Genomic DNA, 15773 nt, shown 5'->3' on the forward strand with positions numbered 1-15773 from the left:
TTGTTTTTTTTAAAACTATCCGTATTTTGTATTAGAAAAAGTAAAATTATTATTTTCTTAGTAAAGAAAAATGCCCGTTATGTAAGTGTGTTTTTCCTTTTCTATCAACGAGTTGTATTTTAAACCAGTAATCATTTGAAGGAAGAACTTTACCATTGTATGTTCCATCCCATCCTTCTCCATCTATGGGGATAATAGCTACAGATTTACCATATCTATCAAAAACATAAATGTTACTAGATGGATAGAAACTAGAATTAGCTCCTTTAATTTTCCAAGTGTCATTATACCCATCATTATTTGGAGTTAAGAATTTTGGGTATTGAATAACAGAAACGTCTAATGTAGCATCAGGAACACATCCATTTTTATCATTAACAAGAACTGTATATATACCTCCAGTAATATTCTTAAAAATAGCTTCATCTTGAAAAGCAGTTTGATCTCCTTTTTCATTTACTAAGGCAAATTGATAATCACCTATACCTAGATTATTATTTTCAGTAATTATTTTAATAGAGTAGGTATCTAAACCATTATTATTGGTGTCATCAACTATTACTATATCCTCTTCTTTTAAGGTTGGATTGATTGATTCATTTACAATAATTTCTCTACTTCTTTTACATCCAGTACCATCTTTCATAGTTGCAGTAACAACATAAGTACCTCCTTTTGTAACATCTAAAAAGGCTACACTACTTAAAACAGTACTGCTTCCTTTTACTACCCATTCATAATCATAGGTAGCAACTGGGTTTATTGGTTCTAAACGAGTTTGTGGAGCATTTAAACAAACAATTACAGGTGAATCAACAGTGAAGAAAGGTAAAGGGTTAATAATTATATTAAACGTTAAATCGTCATGGACACATTTAGTTTGATTATTAACTACACGAACATAAATAGTTTGATTGTTCGAGGTGTTTTGATATTTATTTTCATTTAAAGAGTTGCTTCCTGATTGAGCGTCAGCTAAACTTTCATGGAAAGTTATCGAGAATTTATTATGGTCAGCAACAGGATAATTATTTAAAATTTCTGAAGTTTTATTTTTTAATGTAATATCTCCATTAATTCCATTAGTATCATCATTAGATACATCTGAATTATTATCACAATCCACATAATTATTAATACTAACAGGAATATTAGGTTCAGGATGAATAACTAATTGAAGAGTTGCTATTCCGTATCTACACCCAGTAGTTTTGTTTAGAATACTAATAAAAACTATTTCTGTAGCAGGATCATCACTTGCAAGGTTAGCTGGAAAGCTAGTAGTTGCTGGATCATTTGCATAATTAGTTTTAGATAAAGGTCTAACACCATCTATTGCATCTTGTCTTGTTTTATGATAGCTAACATCATATTGACTAGCAACTCTTCCATTTAAAACGTCTACATCTCTATCTCCTAAAGTGATATTTTGCGCTATTCTATTTCTTGAATCACTATCACTAGCAGTTGGTACATCACAAACTTCTAAATTAGGTATAGCATTAGAAATTGTAGGTAAAGGGTGTATTATAATATCAAACTTAGTATGATCATTAAAACAGTTAGCCGCATTGTTTCGAACTCTAACATAAATAGTTTGTTTATCTCTAGTAGTATTAGTGTAACTAGTATCATTTAAGATAGGATTCGCTCCAGAATTAGCATCTGCTGCAGTTGTATGAAAAGTAACTGTATAATTTAATGGAGATTGTGTTCCTAATATTGCGCTAACTTTATTTCTAAGGTTTATATTAATATTTACACCATCATCAAAAGCACCACTTACAAAATCGTCACATAGTTCTATGTCACTAACAATATTGGCAGTAGGAGTAGGGTTTACATTTAATGTTATATGATGTCCAAAGCCTAAACAATCATTATCTAGATCACTATCTACACGGACATATATGTTTTGAGTATTAGCATAGCCTATATTTCTATAATTAGAAATATCTGGGATTGCATTTTTTTCTGCGGCAGCATCTGCTTCATTTCTATAATAAGTAACATTAATTTTTTGACCAGTAGCGGTAAATAAATTTCTTATTTCAGTATCTACAGAACTGAAATTAAAAGAAGAAACACCATCAGTATCATTATTATTAATATTGTTATTTCCATTAATATCTAAGAAATCATCACAAGTATTGAAAGCTCTTTGAAATGTTGAAGGAATCCCAGTTGTAGATACAGTTAAGTTTACTTCAGAAATTCTTCTACAACCATTAGTATTTGTTATTGTTGCCCAAACTTTATCAGAAGTAACTGTTTTGTTTCTATAAACAGTAGGTGTGGTTATAGGATTGTTGTTGTTTTGAGCATCATTTAGTGATTCATAAAAAACAAAAACTTCATTATTGAAATTACTTGATATATCACTTCGAACTTCTTCTAAATTAAAATCAGCAAAAGCATCAGTATCATTATCACATTGTTTTAATTCAACAACATTATTAATTGTAGGTAACGCATTAACAACAAGATTAAAGGTAACTGAAGAATCATTACATAAACTATTACTGTTGTTTTCAACTCTTACATAAATAGTTTGATTATTTATTGTTTCATTTCTGTAAGGAGTATTTTTATTAATAACATCTGTTGTGTTATCAGTTTGAGCTCCAATTAGTGTTTTATGGTAAGAAACAGAATAAGTTAAAGGATTTAAACTACCTAATACCTCAGTGTCCTTTGTGTTTAAAATAAAATTATTATAAAAGCCATCAATGTCACCACCACTAACAGTATCATCACAAGCTTGGTAGTTTACGGGTGTCTGTGGTGTTGGTTTACCTGTTACATTAAGAGCAAAAGTTTTTACATCATAACATGCATTTGGCGCCGATTTGTTATGCATTCTAGCATATATAGTTTGGCTACTAAATGGAGTAGGATTTGTATAAGGGTTAGTAAGTGCATTAGCATTATTATCAGCATCAGCTTGAGATAAAAAATAAGCTACTTCAAAAGTAGTTGCGCTTTGACCATTAAGAACTTGAGGTGTTACGTCTTTTTGTAAATCAAAAGAATTTAAACCATCTTTATCTACATCACAAAAATTAATATCACTAGGTTTAGTTGCAGATGTAGCTTCATAAACTTCTACTTTAAAAATACCTTCTTGCTCAACTTTATTTCCACATTTATCAATTAATGTAACAATAAGTTTATATTCACCAGCATCAGTAAGGGCGATATTAGTTAAGTTTAAAGAAATAGTACTTGATACATTTGTAGTAGTTGTACCATTATTAAAGGTCCAAGCATATGTTATACCAGTTCCTGTAACAGGATCAGGAGCTATGGTTTTAGTATCACCAATACAAAACTGTAGTGTTTTATCATTTACAGGGTTACCAGTAATTTGGTCTTTAATTTCTATTGGTAAAAGTAATGATGAAATAAAAGGGGGTAAACCTTGGGTAGATTTCTTCCCTTTTAAATCTACAGCATCTTTAGTAAAAGTTACATCAGCTGCTACTGCATCAGGATTCTCTATAACATCTAAATGGGTAGCAAAACCTAGTGGATTACTATAGGTTTGCGGTATTGTGGCATATATTTTACCATTACCGGCTAATTGAAGAGCACCTCTAAAACCATTCTGTTGATGTATTCTTTGCTTAGAACCTGGTATGTTTGTTTGAGTTAAATCAAATTGAAATAGAGTATAAGTACTTGGAGTTGATAAATTATCAGTAAAAGCACTTGTTGTAGATACGTATAGTTTTTTAGAACTTCTTGAAAACTCAACACCATATGACTCACCATCAGTATTTGTTGTTAAAATGATCCCGTCATCAGACACTTGTCCAGTAGTGTTGTTGAAAGAATATAATAATGATTCTCTATTTCCTTGATTAGCAATAGCTAATTTAGTTCCGTCAGGAGATAATTTAAGGTAACCCCTTCTTGTTAAGTTGTTACTGATAGTAGATATAACAGGTACTGCTCCAATACCATTTTCATCAATTTTATAAGCGTAAAATTGATTGTCGGTTGTTGAAACAATCCAAAATGTATTACATTCACTTCCTCTTACTGCAGCAACTTTCTCTGTAAAATCATTAAACTTTCCAACAGAAAGATCCCTTCCAGGACCAGTTACTTCACCATTTCCAGAGTTTAATGACATATCAATAGTATATACATTAAAACCTTTTCCAGGATCTATAACAGAACCAGTTGTGAAATCAATAACAGGGCCATCATCAACAGTAAATAAATAATAAATATTTGTTGAATTAGGTTTTGGTATAATCATGCCTGATTGACTACTAGATGGGTTACCTTTTAAATCATTAGCAAGGTTACCCGTACTATATTTCATAATAGCATGATTTTTATCCCACACGGTTATCCCGTCAGAATAAAATAATAATTTTCCGCTTGCATCAGCAAAAGAAGAACATCCTTCTAATGTACTTAAAGCCCCATCGGTAACAGCAGTAGGTGGTGTAGTATTAAAATCTAATCCGGCATTTTCACCAAAATACCAAATATTTGCTTCTTTTTGTGAATATGTTAAAAAAGTAGTTAAAAATGTAAATAGGATAAGTAGTTTTTTCATTCTAAATAATTTCTTGCTAATATATAACAACTAACTTACTTAAAACCCTCTATAAATCGCGTTTTTTTAACAAAATGAACGAAGCATAGATAAAAATACCACTCCATGCCAGTACAATTAAAATATTTGTGAAGCTAACAGAGTAATCTTTTGTGAAGTTTTGCCCTATTTGACTTGCGATAGATTTTACAGCACCTAATCTTGAACCTGGTTCAATTATAAGATTTTGCATAGACTCTAGCGGTAAGAAATTCTTAATACTTTGAGCTGTATTCCAGTTAGAAACAACTTTCCAACCTAAAATACCATAAATTAACCATTCTGTTAAATACCAAACAATCATAGCTCCGACTGCAAAAGCGGATCTTTTTATCAAAATACCTAAGAATAATCCAAAAGAGAAAAAACCAACCAATTTAACAAAGAAAGCAACCAAGTATTCTAAATCTGAAAAAATGATAGAAAGTTCATTGAAATCAGAATAAATTAATCCTAAAACAATAGAAACAATAAAAACAAAAATAGTAGAAATAAAGGCAAAAGTTACAACAGCATAGAATTTTGAAAGAATAAATTCTTTTTTGCTTAAACCATCTATAAGATTTTGTTTTAGCGTTTTATAGCTATATTCATTAGCCATCATTGAAACGATAACGAGTAATAGAAAAAATTTGAATATTGAAGCAGTAAAAGTATTAAAGTGCCAGATATATGGGAAGTTAAAAATTCCTTGCTCAGCTAAATGAAGCTTGAAAGTACCGATATTAAATTTTATAGCAGCTATTAGAGCAATAGAGGTTAGTAAGCCAAAATAAATAATAGATAATACTCTACTGGCTTTGTTATGTTTTAATTTATGAAATTCAATGTTTAAAAGACGAAACATATGTAGATGGTTTGTTTTAGTTGTTGGTTAAATCTAGAAACTGTTGTTCTAAGCTAGGCTTGCGTTTTACAAGGTGAGATATAGTTATGTTATTCTCAAATAAATATTTATTAAGAGTCGCTGAAGAAATATCATTCTCTAGTTGAACAATAATCAAATCTCCATCTACATTAACACTTGCAGTTTCATGGTAGTTTTTAAGAACATTTATAGTGTTTTCAATATTTTCTTCTGTTTTTATTTCTATAATACCATTAGAGGCAACCATTGTTTCAACTCTTCCGCTATATAATTTTTCTCCTTTCTGCAAAACAATAACGTGTGTGCATACTTTTTCTACTTCATCAAGTAGGTGAGATGCTAGTAATATGGTGGTTCCGTTTTCGGCTATTTTTTTTATTATTTGGCGAATTTCATGAATTCCTTGAGGGTCTAGCCCGTTAGTAGGTTCATCTAAAATTAATATTTCAGGATCATTTAATAAGGCTGATGCTATAGCTAAACGTTGCTTCATACCTAATGAATATGTCCTAAATTTATCATCTTTTCTCTCAAATAAATTTACAGTTTCTAAGGTGTCATTTATTTTATCATAGGAAACACCCTTTATTTGGCAAATCAATTGTAAATTTTGACGGGCAGTCATATATGGGTAAAAATTAGGGCGCTCTATAATAGCTCCAACTTTTTTTAATGCTTTGTGTGTAGATATGTTGCCATTAAACCAGCTAAATGATCCTGAAGTTCTATTTACTACATTTAGTATAATACCTAAAGTTGTTGATTTTCCACTTCCGTTAGGACCTAAAATACCATAAATGTTACCTTTTATAATATCAAAAGATAAATTTTTAACGGCTTGTATTTTTCCGTAATTTTTGTTTAAATCTTTAATAGATAAGATGGTTTCCAAATTGTTTGGTTTTTGTTAGTTATAATTATATGACGATTATTATTGTTTTTTGTTACAAATAAAAAAGCTTCCTAATATAAGGAAGCTTTTTTTATTTTCTTTGTGAAAAGTTATGATTTATCTATTAACCTAAAACCTTCACCATGAATATTTAATATTTCAACATGTTCATCACTTTTTAGATACTTTCTAAGTTTAGCAATATATACATCCATACTTCGTGATGTGAAATAATTATCATCTCTCCATATTTTAGTTAATGCTAATTCTCTAGGCATTAAATCATTTTTATGAATAGCTAACATTCTAAGAAGTTTACTTTCTTTAGGCGATAGTTTCTGCGCTTCACCTTGATTGAAAATTAAATGACGAAGTTTTGAGTTAAAGTCAAATTTACCAATCTTAAATTCAAATTCTTCACTTTCTGTTGACTTTTCATTTTCTTTACGTTGTAATATTGCCTTTATTTTATGCAATAAAACTTCTGAATCAAAAGGTTTATTTAAGTAATCATCAGCCCCCACTTGATAACCTCTTAAAACATCTTCTTTTAATGTTTTTGCTGTTAAAAAAATAATAGGAATTTCTTTATTCGTTGTACGAATGTCTTCTGCTAAAGAAAATCCATCTTTTCTAGGCATCATAACATCTAAAATACACAAATCATACTCTGCATTTTTAAACATTATTAATCCGTCAATTCCATCCTTAGCGTGAGTTACATTGTAATCGTTAAGGGCTAAATAATCTTTAAGAACGGTTCCAAAATTTGGATCGTCTTCTACTAATAGAATTTTTTTACTTCCCATTGTATCCTTTCATTTTATATTAATGGTAATTTTACTGTAAACGTACTTCCTTTACTTTTTTCACTCTCAACATAAACGGTACCTTGGTGGCTATCAATTATCTCTTTAACATAAGCTAACCCTAAACCATGACCTTTTACATTGTGAATATTTCCTTTATGCTCTCTATAAAATTTATCGAAAACATATTTTTGAGCATTTTTACTCATTCCAATTCCTTCGTCTTTTATCTTTAAAATAAAATTTTTATTTGTGCTTTCAGTAAAAACATCAATTTTTGGTGAATTTTCTGAATACTTAACTGCATTTTCAAGTATGTTAACCAATACATTTGTTAAATGAAATTGATTTCCTAGAACTTCAGTTGATATAGCTTTATAATGAGTTTTTACAACACCATTTTTACTATTAACTAATAATTGTATATGTTCAATAGCTTCGTCTACAATGTCGTGAATGTCAACAGCATCCTTACTAATATCTAGCTGATTTTTTTCTAGCCTCGAAATTCGTAACACATTTTCAACTTGTCCATGCATGCGTTTATTTTCGTCACGAATCATTTGTACATACCTTTTAACCTTGCTTTCATCATTAATGATTTTTGGGTTTTTAATGGCGTCTAAAGCTAAATTAATAGTAGCAATAGGTGTTTTAAATTCGTGAGTCATATTATTTATAAAATCAGTCTTTATTTCTGAAATCTTTTTTTGTCTTACCAATTGATATAACGAAGTTGAAAACGCTGCAATAATTATACCAATAAACAATAATGACAATAATAAAATTTTCATCATGCCTGATAACATGTTTTTTTCTTTATCAGGAAATTTTATATATAATTTATATTTACTGTTTCCGTTTTCATCTTCTAAAAGGGGATAGTAAAAGTTATCATTTGGTTGAATGTTAAAATAACCTGATTTTAAAGGGGTTGCAAATCCGTCTTCATATACTCCATATTTGAAATTCTGAGTTATATTTCGTTTACTTAGCTCTTCTTTTAATGTGTTATTTAGTTCTTTATTACTAACTCTTTTGTGTATGGGATAAAAACGTTTTCTTTGTTTAAACATTTCAGAATATTGTAATTTATCCCAATTATCATATCTTTTGTATGAAGAAAAACGTTTTTCATTATAATTAGCTGAAAAATCATTTTTAGAGTTTATAGATTGAACAAATAAAAAATCTTGTTTCCCAGTTATTTTTTTTATAAAAGTTGAATCATTTACAGAAAACCCAGTAGGTATTTTGTAATTCTCTTCAACGTAAGTTCCGAAAATAAAACTTTTATTACCCGTTGTATCTATTTGTTTAAATAGGAAATTCTTTACTTCCGCATCTGTTCTGTATCTATCAGTTTCTAAAAATTTACTATACTCATTGTAAGCTTCATTTTCTTCTCGTTCTTTAATCCGTTCAGATGTTCTCGCTAGAGAAATTGTTACATCGTTTTCAAATTGTTGTCGTTTATTTTTAATAGCGTCTTTTATCCAGTATACTTGTACGGATATAATTCCTATTAATGAGATGCTCATTAAAACAACAATAAGAATAAAAATTTTTTTACCCATTAGTCAAAAATAAATTAATAAAATGAGGTGTAATTTCCTTTTAACTTAGATTAACAAACATTTCTTAAATTTAAGAAAAATTTAAGAAAAAACCCTAAAAAAAGCTAAGTAATTACTTCGTGTTTGTTAAAAAATTATGAATTCTTGAAATTTCCTTTTCAGTTTCATTTAAAGATAAGTTGTGAATTACGTAGTGAGATTGTATTATTTTTTTTGAATCTTTCCATTGGTTGTTGATTCTTTTTTCTACATCTTCATAGGTGCTGTTATCTCTCTTTATAACTCGTTGAATTCTAGTTTTTATAGGAGCCGTAACTGTAATTATTTTGTCGCAAAATAGATTACTTTTATTCTCGAATAAGATAGCATTTTCGTAAAGAATATATTCTTTCTTATTGTTGATTTTTATAAAATTATTCAGGTGGTTATGTACAACTGGGTGAACAATACTGTTTAGTGAATTTAATCTCTCATTGTTATTAAAAACAATATTAGCCAGAAAAGGTCTGTTTAATTGATTGCTTTTGTAAACTTCATTAGAAAATTCTTTGATGAGTTTGTTTTTTATTTCAGAAGAAGTATTCATCAGTTTCTTAGCTTCTAAATCTGCATTGTATATGGCAATATTATTGAATTTAGAAAATAATTTTGCAACAGTTGATTTACCGCTTCCTATGCCTCCTGTAAGTCCTATAACCATTATTTATGTATTAAAAAATCTATTTTATTTGGAATCATTCTCACTGAAGAAACTAAGTTAGTTTTTACATTCAAATGCGGCACTAAATATGTCAAGTTATTTTTTTTGGTAAGCTTGTAATCACAAGAAACATCAAAAGAATTAGTGTTGATTCGGTTAAAGTTCTTTAAGCCAACTTTGTATGTAATAATTACAGTTTTTGGAAAAATATTAATGCTTTCTTTTTCTGGTGAATTTTTTATGGTAATAGGCACTTCTATTTCACCTTCAGTGAATTTGTCAACATCAAAACTTACAGTTGCATTGTTGTTTTTTACTCTAATTTTTTCAGGAATAACTAAATTTAATTTTTTAGTGGTACTTTCAGAAATATTAATCAAATCTTTCTTTTCTGTGTAAATAACATTAATAGTTTCTAAGCTTTTTTTCGTTCCAGAAAGAAGAATAGAGTCTGGAGTTATTTTTAATGGAGTATTTAAATCAAATCCTTTTTTGAAAGTAATATTCAAGTTTGCTTTAATAGGGACTTTTTTAGAGTTCAATTGGTTTATTTTAAATTGAATAGAGTCTTTTTGGATTGAAATTAGTTTGATTCCAGATTTTAATTGTTTTTGAATTTCAGCGTTGTGGTTTTTAGTTAGAAGAAAATAATTCTCTCCTAATTTTTTTTGAAGTTTTTTTAAATCTAGTGTAATTATCTTTTTAGAGAAGCGAGTTGTTATTAGTTTAAAACCACTGCCTTTTATATTGATAATAATATTTTCTTCTGGAGAATTAAGCATTATTTTGTTTAATTCTAAATTTTTGTAATTAACAAGAAAAGAAGCTTCAGTAGTATATTCTTTAGAAAGATTTATTAATAGCCAAAAAAATAAGGAAGCTATTAGAAATCCTATAAATGATTTGGGTATGTTAAAAGCTTTTTTCACTATAATAAAATAGGTTAATAAAGAAAAAGTGAGCTAAAAAGCTCACTTGGATATTGGTTGTTATTTTTTTACTTCCGTATTGTACTTTTTACTAAGTTCTAAAGATATAGCTGATCGTTCAAATTTTATTTTACCAGCACCTGTTTCAATGGACACCGTATTGTCATTATCATTAATTTCAACAATCTTACCATGAATTCCACTAGAAGTAACAACTTTAGTTCCTTTTTGAATTGAAACTTGGAATTTTTTCTCTTTCTTTTGACGTGCCATTTGAGGGCGAATCATAAAAAAATATAAAACTCCAATCATTAAAATAAAAGGAAGCATGCTCATTATTCCGCCACCACTAGCTTGTAAAAAAAATGTTTGTGTTAACATAGTTGTTTTTATTTTTCTTTAGGAGTTACCATCCCAGATATTTTAATTACTTCTCTACCATTTTCTGTATTAGTAGATAAAGTAACAGATTTTGATTGTTTATTTGGTTTTCCATTTGTATTAAAACTAACTTTTATATCAGCAGTTTTACCTGGGGCAATAGGATCTTTTGGCCATACAGGAACAGTACACCCACAAGTAGCTTTAGCGTCTGTAATAACTAAATCAGATTTACCTGTATTTGTAATAACAAAAGTTGTTTCAACAATGTCTCCTTCTGCTACTTTTCCAAAGTCATAAACTTCTTTGTCAAATTTAGCAATTGGAGCTCCCTTACTAATATCGTTATCTCTTTTTAGGGCGCTAGCTATATTTTCTTTTTTAATTTTTGATTTTGCATTTCCCTCTGCACATGAAATTAAAAAACATGAAGAGATTGCAACAGCCAAGGTTAATATTGTTTTTTTCATTTTTAAAAATTATTTAGTGTAAAAATACTAATTTATTATAATAAACCTCTACCAATTTTTACCATTGCATTTGAAGCAAGATAATCTTTCGCTAGTTTATCTAAAACACCATTAATGAAATAACCACTTTTATTTGTAGAATAGTCTTTAGCTAGCTCTATAAATTCATTAATTGTAACCCTACTAGGTATCGAAGGGAAATGTAAAAATTCTGTGATAGCCATTTTGATTAATATCATATCAATATCTGCTATTCTATCTGTTTCCCAATTAGGAGTCTTTTCCTTAATTTGGTCTTCATATTTATGATGATTCAGCATTGTTTTGTTAAATAAATCTGATACAAATTGCTTGTCGTCATTATCTTTATAAAGGCTTCCTAGTATAAAAGGATTTTTAGGGCTCTGTTTATTAAGTGTTTTTAATACCCAAGTATTAACAAATGGCATGTCATCTACCCAAGAAATCATTTTATCTTCAAAATAATCTGCTATTTTTTCATTTGGAGCTATTATTTCTCTAAAAAAACTGATAACAAAACTACGATCAACATTATATGAATCTTCAACTGTGTCCATATATTTTGAATACAATTCACTAGCTAGTAACTCATCAAAAATTATTTGAACATATTTGTCATCTAAATCCCAGTAATTTAAATTATTTAATTCAACATAACTATCTAAACTAACGCTTTCTGAAAGCAAGTTTATAAGTCTATTATTAATAAATTTTTGGTTGGGGTTTAAATCTTCTTTAGTAGCTAAGATTTTCTTTTTTGAAAGTTCAATTCTTTTACGAGCTAACTTCTGTATTTCAATAAGTAATTGAAGGTTTAAAACATACAAGTCAAACATTTTTTGAATGCTATGTTTTAAAAACTTTTCTTCTCTAATTAAATCATCGCTGTTTGATTGCTGCATAGCATAAACAGATTGCATTACTTTAACTCGAATATGTCTCCTATTTATCATTTTAAAGAACTTTAAAAAAAAGAGCGATAGATTAATTTCTAACGCTCTGCAAAAGTAAAACTTTTATTTTTTCTATTTAACTATTTTGTTCTTTTTTACGTGCATTAATTCTTGCTTGAGCAATATTTAAAGCAGCTCTATGAGTAGTAATGTTTTCTTTTTGTGCTAAATCAAAGATTTCTAAAGTAGTATTGTAAATATTTTCAGTTCTTTTTTTACTTTCATCTTTACCGTATCCAGCTACTTCTGCATAAACATTTATAATACCTCCAGCATTAATTAAAAAATCAGGGGCATAAGCAATCCCTTTTTCTTGTAGTAACTTACCATGCTTAATTTCATTAGCTAGTTGGTTATTTGCAGCACCAGCAACAACTTTTGCTTGTAATTGATTAATGGTTGTGTCGTTTAAAGTGGCACCTAATGCACAAGGAGCATAAATATCAACATCTAAACCATAAATATCATTACCTAGTACTACATTAGCATTGTATTTTTTACTTAACTCTTCTAGGCGAGCTTCACTAATGTCGTTTAATATTACTTTTGCTCCTTCATCAGTTATGTGCTTAACCAAAGTTTCACCAACATGACCAACTCCTTGAACTAATATTTTTTTACCTGCTAAGTTATCAGATCCAAACTTGTATTTAGCAGCAGCTTTCATACCCATGTATACACCATAAGCAGTTACAGGAGATGGATTACCTGATCCACCTATAGATTCTGATACACCAGTTACATGAGGAGTAACTTCACGAATAATATCCATATCGCGAGTTTCCATTCCTACATCCTCTGCAGTGATATATTTTCCACTTAAAGAATTAACAAACTCACCAAACTTGCGCATCAAGTTATCGTTCTTTTGTGTTTTAGCATCACCAATTATAACAGCCTTACCACCACCAAGGTTTAATCCTGTTATGGCAGATTTAAAAGTCATACCACGAGATAAACGTAATACATCATTTAAAGCTTCCCATTCACTTTTGTATTGCCACATTCTAGTACCTCCTAAAGCAGGTCCTAAAGTTGTATTATGAATACCAATTATTGCTTTTAAACCTGTATCTTCGTCGTTGCAAAAAACGATTTGTTCATGGTTGTCAAAAGATAATTGACCAAATACAGGGTCGTTTTTAAGGTCCTTAGAATCAATGATTTCTGATGTCATTTAATGTTTTTTAGTTTTGAGCTTATTTTATTAATCTCAAAAAATTAGAAGGCAAAAGTATGAAATCGTTAAAACATAATCAAAAAAACACTCCATAATTGTATTATCTTTAACAATTAACAGGGTTTTAGATTGAATTTTTATTTTAAAATTAAAAGTAACTTTGAAAGCATTAAAATACTTAAACAAATATTTTATAAAATACAAATGGAGATTATTAGCTGGTATCGTTATAACGGTGTTATCTAAACTTCTAGCATTAAGAATACCTGCAATAATTAGAGATTCATTAAACGTTGTAGAGAATTATATAAATGGAGATATTAAAGATTTAGCGGTTGTAAAGAAAGAATTATTGTATAATGTATTCTTTATAATTATAGTTACATTAATTGCTGGTTTTTTTACATTTTTAATGAGGCAAACGATTATCGTTATGTCTAGATTAATTGAGTTTGATTTGAAAAATGAGATATATAAACAATATCAACATTTATCAATTAATTTTTATAAAAAAAATAGGACAGGTGATTTAATGAATAGGATAAGTGAAGATGTTTCTAAAGTGCGTATGTATTTTGGTCCAGCTATTATGTATTCTATAAATATGATTGTATTGTTTATAGTGGGCTTTACACAAATGATACAAATTGATGCTACATTAACAATGTACACTTTAATACCTTTTCCAGTTTTATCAATTTCAATTTTTGTATTAAGTAGACAGATAAATAAAAAAAGTGCTATTGTACAAAAGTATTTATCTAAACTAACAACGTTTAATCAAGAGTTTTTTTCAGGAATTAATGTAGTTAAATCCTATGCAATTGAGAAAGCTGTAATTACTAATTTTGATGCTTTAGCAGATGTTAGTAAAGAAAAAAATATTGAATTACATAAAATCCAAGCATTGTTTTTCCCTTTAATGATTTTGCTAATTGGTATAAGTAATATCATTGTATTATATGTAGGTGGACAGCAATATATAAATGGGGAAGTTCAAATAGGAGTTATAGCAGAGTTTTTTTTATATGTAAATATACTTACCTGGCCTGTCGCAATAGTAGGTTGGGTTACCTCAATAGTTCAACAGGCCGAAACTTCTCAGCAAAGAATAAATGAATTTTTAGAGCAAGTTCCAGAAATTAAGAATAATGTAAAAACGAATACTGAGGTTAATGGAAAGGTTGTGTTCAATAATGTTACACTCACGTATGATGATACTAATATTACTGCATTAAAAAATATAAGTTTTACTGTTGAACAAGGTGAAACAATAGCTATTTTAGGGAAAACTGGTAGTGGTAAATCTACTATAGTAAACTTGATATCTAGATTGTATGATACTTCAACAGGTGAGGTGTTAATAGATGATGTTAATATACTAGAAAGCAATTTGTACGACATAAGAAATCAAATAGGCTTTGTACCACAAGATCCTTTTTTATTTTCTGATACAATAGAGAATAATATAAAATTCGGAAAAGAAGATGCCAGTAAAGAAGAAATAATTGCTGCTGCAAGAAATGCCGTAATTCATGATAATATAGCAGAATTTAAAAATGGTTATGAAACTATTTTAGGAGAGCGTGGTGTTACTTTATCGGGAGGTCAAAAGCAAAGAACGTCAATTGCAAGAGCTATTATAAAGAATCCGAAAATTTTAATTTTCGATGATTGTTTATCAGCTGTAGACACAGAAACAGAGGAGAAAATATTATCAAATTTAGAAAAAGTTTCAAAAAATAAGACAACTTTCATAATCAGTCATAGAGTTTCTTCAGCCAAAAATGCTGATAAAATTATTGTATTAGATGAAGGAGAAATAGTGCAACAAGGTGTTCATAATCAGTTAATAGAAGAAGATGGTTACTATAAAGAATTGTATAACCAACAACTTTTAGAAAAAGAAATCTAAGGTTTCGTATTGTTACCTAAAATATTTTGTTAGATTTGTTGAGCAAATTTAAACAAACAACTATTACTTAAGACAAGAATTATGAGCGAGAGAGTTGAACAAGAAGAAATTTTTTCACAGGTTTTAAGAGCTGGAAGAAGAACCTATTTTTTTGATGTTAGGTCTACAAAAGCAGATGATTACTATTTAACTATTACAGAAAGTAAGAAATTTACTCATGATGATGGTTCTTTTCATTACCAAAAACATAAAATTTACTTATACAAAGAAGATTTTTCTGACTTTAGAGAAATGTTAGATAAAGCTACTGATTATATAGTAAAAGAAAAAGGTGAAGAAGTTATTAGTGAACGTCACCAAAAAGATTACAAAAAGGAAGAAACTGAAGCTGTAGCTGAAGCATCAACTGATAGTTTTACAGATGTTTCTTTTGATGATATATAAGTACTGAGGTTACTTTAGTTTA

The 15773-nt window shown here is 28.7% G+C and carries 13 protein-coding genes; 2 read left to right on the top strand and 11 right to left on the bottom strand.

All coding sequences use genetic code 11. From position 1 onward, the window contains the following. Nucleotides 1–49 precede the first annotated feature (49 nt). The 11 genes from ACKTTQ_RS02005 to ACKTTQ_RS02055 all read right to left on the bottom strand — a co-directional run bounded on the left by ACKTTQ_RS02005 (nucleotide 50) and on the right by ACKTTQ_RS02055 (nucleotide 13389). Nucleotides 50–4573 carry a T9SS type B sorting domain-containing protein gene (locus tag ACKTTQ_RS02005; RefSeq protein WP_408048261.1) on the bottom strand — a complete coding sequence of 1508 codons (4524 nt, stop codon included), beginning with the start codon at nucleotides 4571–4573 and terminating at the stop codon, nucleotides 50–52. 49 nt (nucleotides 4574–4622) lie between these two features. Next, nucleotides 4623–5459 carry an ABC transporter permease gene (locus ACKTTQ_RS02010; RefSeq protein ID WP_408048262.1) on the bottom strand — a complete coding sequence of 279 codons (837 nt, stop codon included), beginning with the start codon at nucleotides 5457–5459 and terminating at the stop codon, nucleotides 4623–4625. A 16-nt stretch (nucleotides 5460–5475) separates the two neighbouring features. Continuing rightward, on the bottom strand, nucleotides 5476–6372 hold the full coding sequence (locus tag ACKTTQ_RS02015; RefSeq protein ID WP_093868804.1) for an ABC transporter ATP-binding protein: 897 nt from the start codon (nucleotides 6370–6372) through the stop codon (nucleotides 5476–5478). Nucleotides 6373–6482: 110 nt separating this feature from the next. Further along, nucleotides 6483–7181 carry a response regulator transcription factor gene (locus tag ACKTTQ_RS02020; RefSeq protein ID WP_093868803.1) on the bottom strand — a complete coding sequence of 233 codons (699 nt, stop codon included), beginning with the start codon at nucleotides 7179–7181 and terminating at the stop codon, nucleotides 6483–6485. A 14-nt stretch (nucleotides 7182–7195) separates the two neighbouring features. Continuing rightward, nucleotides 7196–8758 (bottom strand): sensor histidine kinase, encoded by a 1563-nt coding sequence (locus tag ACKTTQ_RS02025; protein ID WP_093868802.1) that lies wholly within the window; start codon nucleotides 8756–8758, stop codon nucleotides 7196–7198. A gap of 112 nt (nucleotides 8759–8870) precedes the next feature. Continuing rightward, nucleotides 8871–9458, bottom strand: a complete 588-nt coding sequence (gene coaE / locus ACKTTQ_RS02030) for a dephospho-CoA kinase (protein WP_408048263.1) — start codon at nucleotides 9456–9458, stop codon at nucleotides 8871–8873. Further along, the gene (locus tag ACKTTQ_RS02035) at nucleotides 9458–10387 is read right to left on the bottom strand and encodes a YbbR-like domain-containing protein (RefSeq protein ID WP_113786689.1); all 930 of its coding nucleotides are present in this window, start codon (nucleotides 10385–10387) and stop codon (nucleotides 9458–9460) included. Before ACKTTQ_RS02035 ends, coaE begins: the two co-directional genes overlap by 1 nt. Nucleotides 10388–10447: 60 nt before the next feature. Beyond that, nucleotides 10448–10768 carry a preprotein translocase subunit YajC gene (yajC, locus tag ACKTTQ_RS02040; protein WP_093868799.1) on the bottom strand — a complete coding sequence of 107 codons (321 nt, stop codon included), beginning with the start codon at nucleotides 10766–10768 and terminating at the stop codon, nucleotides 10448–10450. Between the two features lie 8 nt (nucleotides 10769–10776). After that, entirely contained in the window at nucleotides 10777–11238 is a 462-nt protein-coding gene (locus ACKTTQ_RS02045; protein WP_093868798.1) for a DUF1573 domain-containing protein, read from the bottom strand. 35 nt (nucleotides 11239–11273) lie between these two features. Further along, a complete protein-coding gene (gene nusB / locus ACKTTQ_RS02050) occupies nucleotides 11274–12212 on the bottom strand; it encodes a transcription antitermination factor NusB (protein WP_093868797.1) in 939 nt (312 codons plus the stop codon). A 76-nt stretch (nucleotides 12213–12288) separates the two neighbouring features. After that, nucleotides 12289–13389 (bottom strand): Glu/Leu/Phe/Val family dehydrogenase, encoded by a 1101-nt coding sequence (locus tag ACKTTQ_RS02055; RefSeq protein WP_093868796.1) that lies wholly within the window; start codon nucleotides 13387–13389, stop codon nucleotides 12289–12291. A 163-nt stretch (nucleotides 13390–13552) separates the two neighbouring features. Here ACKTTQ_RS02055 and ACKTTQ_RS02060 point away from each other — a divergent pair, with 163 nt between their 5' ends. Together ACKTTQ_RS02060 and ACKTTQ_RS02065 are read left to right on the top strand one after the other, a co-directional pair. Next, nucleotides 13553–15307: an ABC transporter ATP-binding protein gene (locus ACKTTQ_RS02060; protein ID WP_408048264.1), complete on the top strand. Its 1755-nt coding sequence runs from the start codon at nucleotides 13553–13555 to the stop codon at nucleotides 15305–15307. Nucleotides 15308–15388: 81 nt separating this feature from the next. Further along, nucleotides 15389–15751 carry a PUR family DNA/RNA-binding protein gene (locus ACKTTQ_RS02065; protein WP_093868794.1) on the top strand — a complete coding sequence of 121 codons (363 nt, stop codon included), beginning with the start codon at nucleotides 15389–15391 and terminating at the stop codon, nucleotides 15749–15751. The last annotated feature ends 22 nt before the right edge of the window (nucleotides 15752–15773 follow it).

Source organism: Tenacibaculum halocynthiae, assembly GCF_964512825.1.
Lineage (GTDB): Bacteria > Bacteroidota > Bacteroidia > Flavobacteriales > Flavobacteriaceae > Polaribacter > Polaribacter halocynthiae.

Bases quoted from the DNA above. Each gene is read 5' to 3' on its own strand.
- ACKTTQ_RS02005 (WP_408048261.1), bottom strand. From the start codon at position 4,573: ATGAAAAAACTACTTATCCTATTTACATTTTTAACTACTTTTTTAACA.
- ACKTTQ_RS02010 (WP_408048262.1), bottom strand. From the start codon at position 5,459: ATGTTTCGTCTTTTAAACATTGAATTTCATAAATTAAAACATAACAAA.
- ACKTTQ_RS02020 (WP_093868803.1), bottom strand. From the start codon at position 7,181: ATGGGAAGTAAAAAAATTCTATTAGTAGAAGACGATCCAAATTTTGGA.
- ACKTTQ_RS02025 (WP_093868802.1), bottom strand. From the start codon at position 8,758: ATGGGTAAAAAAATTTTTATTCTTATTGTTGTTTTAATGAGCATCTCA.
- coaE (WP_408048263.1), bottom strand. From the start codon at position 9,458: ATGGTTATAGGACTTACAGGAGGCATAGGAAGCGGTAAATCAACTGTT.
- yajC (WP_093868799.1), bottom strand. From the start codon at position 10,768: ATGTTAACACAAACATTTTTTTTACAAGCTAGTGGTGGCGGAATAATG.
- ACKTTQ_RS02045 (WP_093868798.1), bottom strand. From the start codon at position 11,238: ATGAAAAAAACAATATTAACCTTGGCTGTTGCAATCTCTTCATGTTTT.
- nusB (WP_093868797.1), bottom strand. From the start codon at position 12,212: ATGATAAATAGGAGACATATTCGAGTTAAAGTAATGCAATCTGTTTAT.
- ACKTTQ_RS02055 (WP_093868796.1), bottom strand. From the start codon at position 13,389: ATGACATCAGAAATCATTGATTCTAAGGACCTTAAAAACGACCCTGTA.
- ACKTTQ_RS02065 (WP_093868794.1), top strand. From the start codon at position 15,389: ATGAGCGAGAGAGTTGAACAAGAAGAAATTTTTTCACAGGTTTTAAGA.